A 9,119-nucleotide genomic window follows, 5' to 3' on the forward strand; every position below is an offset into this window, starting at 1 on the left:
ACGGGGTCTCCCCCGGCATCGCGTAGTGCAGCCGGGCACGGGCCTGCGCCTTGGCCGCCGCAGGGGGCGCGGCCGCCCTCGACCGGTCCCCGGCCGGGGATCCTGTCGTCGTCGGGATCGGGGAGCAGGGCGGGGACGGCGCCGGCGAGCACACCTCCGACGGCAGGTCGGTACTGCGGCAGTCCGGTGGCCATCATGGGCGCTCCTGTCACCTCGTCGGATCGGAAGCCGGGCCGCCGGGAGGCCCCGGGTGGTCCGGGGAGGTGGGGGTGTCGCCGGAGCGGGCGGCGGGGCCGGGGGCGGCGGCCTGGGTTCCACGTACCAGGACAACGCCGCAACCGCGTCGCAGGCCACGGGGCGCCTTACAGCAAGGCATGGCATTTCATGGCGGATCTCGGCAACTACGCCCGTTTTATTCCGAATTGACCACACATCGGACGGGAACGCGCTGTGGCCGACCGGTGACTCCCGGTACTGTCGGTGGCGGGCCGCGGTGATCCGTTCGGAGCACCCGGACACCGCCCCCGCACCTCCACGGAGCGCACCATGGCAGCCACCCCACCGGCCGAGCCGACCCGCCCGTCGCCCAACACCGTGATGCGCGCGCTGCGCGGCGACCGTTCACCCGGCGAGTTCGCCACCGCCGTGCGCCGCGCCGCCCGCGAGATCGGGGAGCACGTGTCCTGCGACGCCCGCTACGTCGGACGGGTCGAGTCCGGCGAGATCCGCTGTCCCAACTACGCCTACGAGCGCGTGTTCCGGCACATGTGGCCGGGCCGATCGCTCACCGACCTCGGCTTCGCCCCCAGGACCTCCGTCCGCCGCCGCTCAGCGGACAGCGCCCGGGGCGAGGCGCCACCCCCGCTCCAGCCACCGTTCCCGCCCCTGCCCGCCCCGCGCTCGCCACTCTCCACCCAACTCCCGTACGCTGCCTCGCCGTACGCGGATCCGCCCGCCCCGGACGGCCCCCCGTGGCCGCTCTCCGCGGCGGTGCCCCGAGGGCCCGCCGGACCGCGCTTTCTCGACGAGGAGAACGACGACGTGCGTCGCCGTACGTTCCTGACCGGCGGCTCGGCCGCCCTGGCCACCGCGATCGGATTCGACCGGCCCGCCGCGGCCGCCCCCGACGCCCTGGTGCCCGGCCGCAGCGCCCCGGTGCCGCTGCGCAAGGTCGGCGCCGCCGAGGTGCTGGGCGTGGAACAGGCCGTCCGGGACATCCGGCTCGCCGACGACGTGCACGGCGGCGACACCCTGTTCGAGTTGGCGGGGCAGTCGCTGAGAACGGCCTACGTGCTGCTCAACGAGGGCGAGTACAGCGCCGAGACGGAGCGCCGGCTGCAGGCCGGGGCCGGCGAACTCGCCATCTCCGTCGGCTGGCTGGCCCACGACTCCAACCGGCTCGCGGACGCCCGCTCGCTCTACGCCGAGGCGCTCGCCACCGCGCGGATGGCCGGCGACTCCGCCCTGGAGGCGCACGTCTTCTGCAACAGCGCCTTCCTCGCCCGGGACGCCGGACGCCCCCGCGAGGCGCTGCGCGCCGCCCAGGCCGGGCAGGCGGCCGCCCGGCACCTCGACTCCGACCGGCTGCTGGCACTGCTCGCCATGCGCGAGGCCGGCGGCTGGGCGCTCCTGCAGGACCGATCCGCCTGCGAGCGCGCGATCGCCCGTGCGTACACGCTGTTCGACCGCGGGCCCTGCGAGGCCGACCCGGAGTGGATGTCCTTCTTCGGCGAGGCCGAGATCGCCGGGCTCCAGTCCCAGTGCTGGTCCGCGCTCGGCGACTGGGACCGGGCCAGCGAACAGGCCCGGCTCGCCATAACGCTCCAGGAACCGCACTTCGTCCGCAACCGGGTGCTGTACACCGCCGAGCTCGCCCACGACCGGCTCGGCCGGGGCGACCTCGCGGGCGCCGCGCACCACGGCTCGGCCGCCGTGGCACTGTTCGGCGATGTCCGCTCCGCCCGGATCCGGAGCATGCTCGCGCACACCGCGGAACGGCTGCGGCCGCACGGCGCGGTGCCGGGGGTCGGTGACTTCCTGGCCGCGTACGACGTGGCGGCCGCCGCCTGAGCGCAGCCGGCCGGCGGTCCGTCAGTGACCGGTGCCCAGACCCTCCAGGTGGGAGAGGTCGTTCCACACCTCGACCGCGGGCGCGCCGTACTCCCAGGACAGGACGCACAGGGCCGCCGTGCCGAGCTTGAAGCGCTGGGCGAACTCGGGCGGCAGGCCGAGCCAGCGGGCGGTCAGGATCCGGAGCAGGTGCCCGTGGGCGAAGAGGACCACGTCCTGGTCGGCGCAGTGCATGACGGTGGTGTCCGCCTCCGGGACGCCGTACTCGTCGTTGAGGCCGGCCAGGAAGGCGTCCACGCGGGCCGCCACCTCGGAGAGCTTCTCGCCGCCCGGCACGCCGTCGCGCCAGATCAGCCAGCCCGGGTGGTCGGTGGCCCTGATGTCGGCACCGGTGCGGCCCTCGTACTGGCCGTAGTCCCATTCGAGCAGCTCGGGGCGGTCCACGGCGCGGTCGCCGAAGCCGGCCAGCGCGCAGGTCTCCTTGGCCCGGCCGAGCGGGCTGGTGTAGACGAGCGCGTCCCGCAGCCCGTTCCAGGGCTCCTCGGCCAGCCGGGCGCCGAGCGCCCGGGCCATCGCGCGGCCGTCCTCGGTGAGCGGGATGTCGGTGCGGCCGGTGTGACGGCCGGTGGCGGACCACTCGGTCTCGCCGTGGCGGACCAGCACGATACGGGCGGGCATGGGGGGCTCCTCGCGACGGGGCGGCGGCAACGGTCGGTCTCACCCTTGAGCACCGGGCTCCATGATCCCTCACCCGGACGGTGGACACGACGCGGGCCGGGAACAGGGGCCGGAGCGGCGGCGCGCGGGGCGGCGGGGGCGGGAGGGCGCGGGAAGGCGCCGGACGGGCACGCCGCGGGCCAGGAACGACGGGGCCGACGAGCGGGCCGGGCCCCCGCCGGAGGCGGTCCGTACACGGAACGGGTCGGAACGGGGTGATCCCCGCCGGATTGTCGGACCCGGATGCGACACTGGGCCGCACCATGAACGTCTCGACGAACGCCCCCTCCCGTGGGCACTCTGAGCCGCTCGCCCAACGGCTCGCCGAACTGCGCGGTCCCGCGCCGCAGCGCAGTCTGAACGCCCGGTCCCTCGCCGCGCTCGCCGCCAATCCCGGCTGTCACCGCAGGGCCGTCCTGGACGCGGCCGGGGTGGACAAGGCGGTGCTCGCCTCCCGGCTCGGCCGGCCGGCGCCGTTCGGGCAGTCCCCGTTCGCGATCGCCCGCGGCGTGATCTTCGAGGCCCGGCTGAAGGCCGACGGCTACGCCGCGCTGCTGGAGCCGCTGCGCCGCCACCTCGGCCTCCCGCCGGACGGCGGCGCCCCGCTGGTCGTCCCTGACCTCCTCCAGCGATCGGGCCCCGCCGTGCGCGCGGACCGGACGGCCGAGGCGCTGGCGCAGGCCGCCGCCGACCCGGACACCTGGACGCTGCTCGACCACCCGCTGCTGCGGCTCGACGTGGCCGGCAGCACCGCCTACCTGGAGCCGGACGCCGTCGTGGTGCACGGCGGGCGGTGCACGGTGGTCGAGATCAAGTCCTTCCCGGTGCTGGACGGCGCCGCCGACCCGGCCAAGGTCGGCGCCGCCGCCCGCCAGGCCGCCGTGTACGTGCTGGCGCTGCAGCACGCGGCCGCCGCCCGGTCCGGCGCGGCGCTCACGCCGGACCCGTACGCCGAACAGCGGCTGCCGGGCAGCCCCCGGCTGAGCGTGCTGCTGGTCTGCCCGAAGGACTTCGGCAACCGGCCGACCGCGGTCGCCGTCGACATCCGCCGCGAACTCGCCACCACCCGGCGCCAGTTGAGCCGGATGACCGGCATCGGCCGGCTACTGGAGGCGCTGCCGGAGGGCACCGCCTTCGACCTCGCGGTCGACGAGGAGGGCGCCCCGGCCCGTTCGGGCGACGAGCTGGCCGGTGCGGTCGCGGCCGTGCCCGCCGCGTACAGCCCGGACTGCCTGTCCACCTGCGAGCTCGGCTTCCACTGCCGTGCCCAGGCCCGCTGCGGCGACCGGGTCGAGCAGCTGGGCCGCGGCGTGCGGGGCGAACTGGGCAGCATCCGGACGGTGACGGAGGCGCTGGCCGCCGCCACCGGCAGCGGCACGGACGAGGCGGCGGAGCGGCTCGCGTACGCGGCCGCGCTGCGCGCCGAAGCCCTGGGGAAGTGACCGGGAAGTGACCGGGGAAGTGACCGTTCACACGAGCGAGCGAATCATCGAGGGCCCATGAGTCTGCTGACCACCCTCGCCCGGCTGGAGGCCGTCCGCAGCGGGCGGGCCGAGCCGCTGGCCACCGTCCGGCACCGGCACCTGTCCGACCGGCCGATGGTGCTCGTCCCGCTGACCGCCGCCGGTGAGGCGGGCGCGCCGCTGGCCGTCCTGCTCGGCACCGACCGGGACGCGCCCCGGCTGCACCTCGTGCCGCAGCCGCTCAACCGGACGCTGCGCTTCGACTTCCTGGCCGAGCTGGCCGCCGACCTCCTGCCCTACCTCGAGTCCTTCGGCGCCGAGGTCGAGCAGATCGAGGGCTCCGAGAAGGACCCCGAGACCGGTGAGAAGACCCAGGTGTTCCGCGAGCTGTGCGCCGACGCGCCGCAGCTGATCGTGCCGAACGGCGCGGGCGTGCAGCACCTCGCGCTGATCGGCCGCTCGACCCGGTTCCGCCGCACGGTCGAGGACGACGAGCCGGGCCCGTACCCGGCGCCGGTGCGGGTACCGCTGCTCGGCCGCTGGCTGACCCACCTCACCGACCGGGCCCAGGTGCCCGGCTCCAGCCTGTTGCTCCCGATGACCGGCCTGCTGGCCCGGCACTGGGCGACCGGCCAGAGCCACCTGGAGGACCAGCATCTCGCGGCCCGGCTGGCCTGGCACTTCCCGCCGGAGGGCGTCGGCGGGGCCGAGGCGGCCGAGCGGGCCGAGTCCGCCCGGGACGACCGGGGGCAGCTGCTGCACCCGCCGGCCGGTCCGGCGACCGACCCGTCCTTCGACAGCGTCGTGCTCGGCCCGGCGATCGCCCGGTACGACGCCGCCGCCTCCGCGCTGCAGCACAGCACCGAGCAGCGGGACGACCAAGCGGCGGCGCGCGCCCGCGAGGCCGTCCGGGGGGCCGTCGAGCAGTTGCGCGGCGCCCTGTCCGCCGTGCTGCTGCCCACCTGGCACGACGTGTGGCGCGGCATCGACCTGCTGCGTTCGCTGCCGCCGGCCGGGCACCTGGCGGAGCGCTGGACGGGCGACCGCTGGTCGTACACCGGCCACCGGGACCGCCTGGCGGCCGGCGAGCCCCCGCAGCCCCGGCAGGACGACGCGGTGACGGCCGCCCGCAAGCTCGCCCAGCGCGAGCGCGAGCAGGCCAGGCTGGACGTCCAGGAGGCACTGGACGATCCGCTCGCGATGGCCGAACACCGGCTGGCGGGCGAGGCGTTCGCCGGGGTGGTGACGGACGTCGTCCCGGACTACGACACCTCCGGCCGCTCCCCCAAGCCGCGCCCGCTGGTCACCGTGCGGACCGACGACCGCCCGCACGCCGACCTCGGCCGCGAGGTGCACCGGGTATGGGGGTCCCCCCGGCCGGAGGCGGGGGGAGGTCCCTCCGCGCAGAAGGCCGAGATCGTCGCGGCCGACCCCGCGGAGGGCACGATCACGCTGCGGATCCTGTCCGGGATGGGCCGCAGGAAGGAGCCCGAGCCGGGCAGCGTGCCCGAGCCCGGTGAGCCGGTCACGTTCACCCTGTTCGAGCTGACCGTCCGCCAGTCCGCGCCGCTGCCAGAGCCGGACGACACCCCGTGGACGCACGGCGGCCCGCCCGGCGCCGCACCCGATTCCCCCGGCCCCGCGGCCGACTTCGACTGGGAGTGAACAAGCGCGTGACCGAGCAGAGCTCAGCGGGCCAGGCCCCGGGCGCGGCCGCCGACGCCGCCGTGGCCCGGATCCTGGCCGCGACCGTCCACCCGCCGGCCGGCGCCCCGCGCGGCGTGGTGGTGGACTCGCCGCCCGGCGCCGGGAAGTCGACGCTCGTGGTGCGCGCCGCCCGGGAGCTGGTCGGGTCGGGCGAGCGACTGATGATCGTCGCCCAGACCAACGGCCAGGTGGACGACCTGGTCGGCCGGCTGGCCGAGAAGGCGCCGGAGCTGACGATCGGCCGGCTGCACGCCGCCGACGGCCGGCCGGGCCCGGAGGTGCTGCGGCATGCCAACGTCACGCCGTCCGACAAGGTCGCGGACCTGGTCGAGCACGACGTCGTGATCTCCACCTCCGCCAAGTGGCAGTGGGTGCGGGCCGAGGCGCCGTGGCGGCACGCGATCGTCGACGAGGCGTACCAGATGCGTTCGGACGCGCTGCTCGCGGTGGCCCGGCTGTTCGAGCGGGCGCTGTTCGTCGGCGACCCGGGCCAACTGGACCCGTTCACCGTGGTCGGCACCGAGCAGTGGGCGGGCCTGTCCTACGACCCGTCGAGCAGCGCCGTGGTCACGATGCTGGCGCACAACCCGCAGATCGAGCCGCACCGGCTGCCGGTCTCCTGGCGGCTGCCGGCCAGCGCGGCGCCGCTGATCTCGGAGGCGTTCTACCCGTATACGCCGTTCCGCTCCGGCACCGGCCCGGACGACCGCCGGCTCACCGCCGCCGTCCGCCCGGACGGCTCGGCGCTGGACGCGGCGATCGACCGGGCGGCCGAGCACGGCTGGGCGCTGCTGGAGCTGCCCGCCCGGCACACCGTGCGGACCGACCCGCAGGCGGTGGCGGCCGTCGCGGCGACCGTCCGGCGACTGCTGGAGCGCGGGCTGAGCGCGCACTCCGAGCAGGGGGAGGCCCCGCTCACCGCGGACCGGATCGCGGTCGGGACGGCCCACCGGGACCAGGCGGCGGCCGTGCGCGCGGCCCTGCTCAAGGTGGGCGTCCCGGTGGACGGGACGGCCGGCCCCGCGGTCACCGTGGACACCGCGAACCGGCTGCAGGGGCGCGAGTACGACGTCACCGTCGTCCTCCACCCGCTCTCCGGGCGGCCCGACGCCACCGCCTTCCACCTGGAGACCGGCCGGCTCTGTGTGCTCGCCTCCCGCCACCGGCACGCGTGCATCGTGGTGGCCCGGGCCGGGATCGCCGAGCTGCTGGACGAGCATCCGTCCACGGAACCGGTGCAGTTGGGGGGCTCGGTCAGGTTCCCGGACGGCTGGGAGGCGAACCACCAGGTGCTGCACCACCTGTCCGGGCACCGGGTGCGACTGCGCTGAGCCGCGGGGGTGGTCAGTCCTCCGTCTCGCAGAGCGCGTACGCGGTGACGACGCCGTGGTCGGCGCGGGCCGACCAGGTGCCCGGGTCGCCGGGGGCGGGCGCGTTGACCAGGACGGTGTCGCCGGGGCCGGCGGGGGCGAAGGTGTAGCCGCCGCCGGTCAGGTGGCTGTGGGCGGGGCAGGTCGCGGTCGATCCACCGCCGGGGGCGCTCTTGACGCCGGTCACCACGACGGTGGTCTCGGCGGCGGCTGCCGGGGGTGCGAAGGCGAGGACGAGGGGCAGGGCGAGGGCCGGGAAGGCCTTCCGCACACGCATGGTTCTCCTTGTAGGGGTTCCGTTGGTTGACGAAGGGATCACCCGGCTCAACGGCCCGGACTCCGCCCCGATGCCGCGGCACGGAGGGGACCACCCGAAGGTGTCCGGCTCGCGGGGTCCGGGGCGCGCCGGGGGCGCGCACGGGGGAATAGCGCCCGCACGCGCACCGTTCCGTCATCGGCCGCCGCCGCGCGACAATGGACGGCGGCCCGACCGGGCGGCGCGGCCCCGGAGCAACCGCCGTCCGCCCCTCACCGAGCACCCGGAGGTGTCCGTCCATGCCCGACTCCCACGCGATGGCGTCCGATTCCGGTGGTCCGTCCGCGCCGGCCCGGCGGCTGCGTCCGGCGCAGCTGCTGTTCGAGCCGCAGGCGGCCGAGCCGGAGGCGGAACGCTTCTTCGACCTGGAGTCGATCGACGACCCGGCGGAGCTGCTGCGCCGCTCGACCGAGCTCGCCCTGGCGTTCCGTGCCGCCGCCGAGCGGGCCACGGACTTCCAGGCGGTCGCCGCCGCCCAGCTCGCGGACCCGCGCCGCTTCGACGCGCTGTCGGCGGACGACATCGCGCAGCGGGCGGACTGGACCCCCGACTACGCCACCAAGATGATCGAGTACGGCCGCGGCCTGCTCCAGCCGCGCCGCCACGAGGCCTGAGCCCCGAAACCGCGCACCGGTCGGAGCCGGGGCTCCGAAAACTCGCCTCTGGCATATGCGCGGGGCGGAAGGGTACGCCGCCGTGCGCCGGCCTGTCCGGCGAACGGCCCTTTCCGCCCGCCCGCGCCCGCGCAGCGCGCACGCTGCTGTGCGTGGAGATCTGGACCTATCAGTCGGTGGAGTACGTCACCGTGGCCGGGGAGGCCTGGCTGGCCTCGGCGAGCGAGTACCCGCGCAGCATGCGCGCGCTGTGGGAGTCCCGCCCGTGGGCGGCGTCGGTGCTTCCGTGCGGTCGGGCGTTCGACGTGATCAGCATGCCGTCCCTGTTCGGCCGCCGGGTGCTGGACGAGCTGTGGGCCTCCGGGCCGGGCTGCGGACCGGTCGCGGCCTACCGCGGGCGGACCCTGCTGTTCGTCCAGCCGGGTGCGGCGCCCCGGCTGCGCAGGCTGCTGGCCTGGGAGGAATGGGCCCGGGACGTACCGCCGCTGCTCTGCCACGGCAAGGGCGACACGGTGACGGTGCCGCCGGTCCAGCGAATGGTGCACGGCCCGGACTCCCCCGGGCTGGGCGCGGGCCGGTGGATCGTCGCGCCGGAGGACCGGGAGCCGTGGCTGCCGGGCGCCTCGGTGGTGCTGTGGGCGTGCGTCCGGGCCTCGCGCGAGCCGGTCGCGGCGGTCACCGCCGGGCCGGCGGTGACCGGGGGATGAACAGCGCGCGACCGGTATTCGATTTTGGCGCGGACCGGGGCCGCTGCTAGAGTCTTCTCTGTCAGCAGGCGCCGCTAGCTCAGTTGGTTAGAGCAGCTGACTCTTAATCAGCGGGTCCGGGGTTCGAGTCCCTGGCGGCGCACAGACAGCCGGAA

Annotated in this window: 9 protein-coding genes and 1 tRNA gene; 7 read left to right on the forward strand and 3 right to left on the reverse strand. The window is 76.0% G+C overall.

Annotation, left to right across the window (positions count from 1 at the left end; genetic code table 11):
• Positions 1-197 (reverse strand): hypothetical protein (locus AB0C76_RS40600; RefSeq protein ID WP_359975582.1); only part of this gene is annotated, 197 nt, incomplete at its 3' end.
• Between the two features lie 349 nt (positions 198-546).
• Here AB0C76_RS40600 and AB0C76_RS40605 point away from each other — a divergent pair.
• Complete coding sequence (locus AB0C76_RS40605; protein ID WP_359975585.1) at positions 547-2,070, forward strand: tetratricopeptide repeat protein; 1,524 nt, start codon at positions 547-549, stop codon at positions 2,068-2,070.
• Positions 2,071-2,091: 21 nt separating this feature from the next.
• Here the strand turns inward: AB0C76_RS40605 and AB0C76_RS40610 are convergent, their stop codons facing one another.
• A complete protein-coding gene (locus tag AB0C76_RS40610; RefSeq protein WP_359975588.1) occupies positions 2,092-2,748 on the reverse strand; it encodes a histidine phosphatase family protein in 657 nt (218 codons plus the stop codon).
• A 302-nt stretch (positions 2,749-3,050) separates the two neighbouring features.
• Between AB0C76_RS40610 and AB0C76_RS40615 the strand changes: the two genes are divergently transcribed.
• Genes AB0C76_RS40615 through AB0C76_RS40625 form a run of 3 tightly spaced genes read left to right on the forward strand, consistent with a single transcriptional unit; the run spans position 3,051 to position 7,288 of the window.
• The gene (locus AB0C76_RS40615) at positions 3,051-4,229 is read left to right on the forward strand and encodes a hypothetical protein (protein WP_359975591.1); all 1,179 of its coding nucleotides are present in this window, start codon (positions 3,051-3,053) and stop codon (positions 4,227-4,229) included.
• A gap of 57 nt (positions 4,230-4,286) precedes the next feature.
• Positions 4,287-5,915 carry a hypothetical protein gene (locus tag AB0C76_RS40620; protein WP_359975594.1) on the forward strand — a complete coding sequence of 543 codons (1,629 nt, stop codon included), beginning with the start codon at positions 4,287-4,289 and terminating at the stop codon, positions 5,913-5,915.
• A gap of 8 nt (positions 5,916-5,923) precedes the next feature.
• Positions 5,924-7,288 (forward strand): AAA family ATPase, encoded by a 1,365-nt coding sequence (locus AB0C76_RS40625; RefSeq protein ID WP_359975597.1) that lies wholly within the window; start codon positions 5,924-5,926, stop codon positions 7,286-7,288.
• Positions 7,289-7,301: 13 nt separating this feature from the next.
• On the opposite strand, the gene AB0C76_RS40630 is transcribed toward AB0C76_RS40625, so the two are convergent.
• Entirely contained in the window at positions 7,302-7,604 is a 303-nt protein-coding gene (locus tag AB0C76_RS40630; protein ID WP_359975600.1) for a hypothetical protein, read from the reverse strand.
• Positions 7,605-7,882: 278 nt separating this feature from the next.
• On the opposite strand from AB0C76_RS40630, the gene AB0C76_RS40635 reads away from it, so the two are divergent.
• From AB0C76_RS40635 to AB0C76_RS40645, 3 genes are all read left to right on the forward strand, one after another.
• Positions 7,883-8,257, forward strand: coding sequence for a hypothetical protein (locus AB0C76_RS40635; RefSeq protein WP_359975603.1), 375 nt, complete (start codon positions 7,883-7,885; stop codon positions 8,255-8,257).
• A gap of 152 nt (positions 8,258-8,409) precedes the next feature.
• A complete protein-coding gene (locus tag AB0C76_RS40640) occupies positions 8,410-8,964 on the forward strand; it encodes a bifunctional DNA primase/polymerase (RefSeq protein WP_359975606.1) in 555 nt (184 codons plus the stop codon).
• Between the two features lie 68 nt (positions 8,965-9,032).
• A tRNA-Lys gene (locus tag AB0C76_RS40645) sits at positions 9,033-9,106 on the forward strand.
• The last annotated feature ends 13 nt before the right edge of the window (positions 9,107-9,119 follow it).

The sequence above is a fragment of the Kitasatospora sp. NPDC048722 genome, assembly GCF_040650235.1.
Taxonomy (GTDB): domain Bacteria; phylum Actinomycetota; class Actinomycetes; order Streptomycetales; family Streptomycetaceae; genus Kitasatospora.

What these genes read in the sequence shown, in the direction of transcription:
- AB0C76_RS40605 (WP_359975585.1), top strand. Translation starts at nt 547, where the DNA reads ATGGCAGCCACCCCACCGGCCGAGCCGACCCGCCCGTCGCCCAACACC.
- AB0C76_RS40630 (WP_359975600.1), bottom strand. Translation starts at nt 7,604, where the DNA reads ATGCGTGTGCGGAAGGCCTTCCCGGCCCTCGCCCTGCCCCTCGTCCTC.
- AB0C76_RS40615 (WP_359975591.1), top strand. Translation starts at nt 3,051, where the DNA reads ATGAACGTCTCGACGAACGCCCCCTCCCGTGGGCACTCTGAGCCGCTC.
- AB0C76_RS40620 (WP_359975594.1), top strand. Translation starts at nt 4,287, where the DNA reads ATGAGTCTGCTGACCACCCTCGCCCGGCTGGAGGCCGTCCGCAGCGGG.
- AB0C76_RS40635 (WP_359975603.1), top strand. Translation starts at nt 7,883, where the DNA reads ATGCCCGACTCCCACGCGATGGCGTCCGATTCCGGTGGTCCGTCCGCG.
- AB0C76_RS40610 (WP_359975588.1), bottom strand. Translation starts at nt 2,748, where the DNA reads ATGCCCGCCCGTATCGTGCTGGTCCGCCACGGCGAGACCGAGTGGTCC.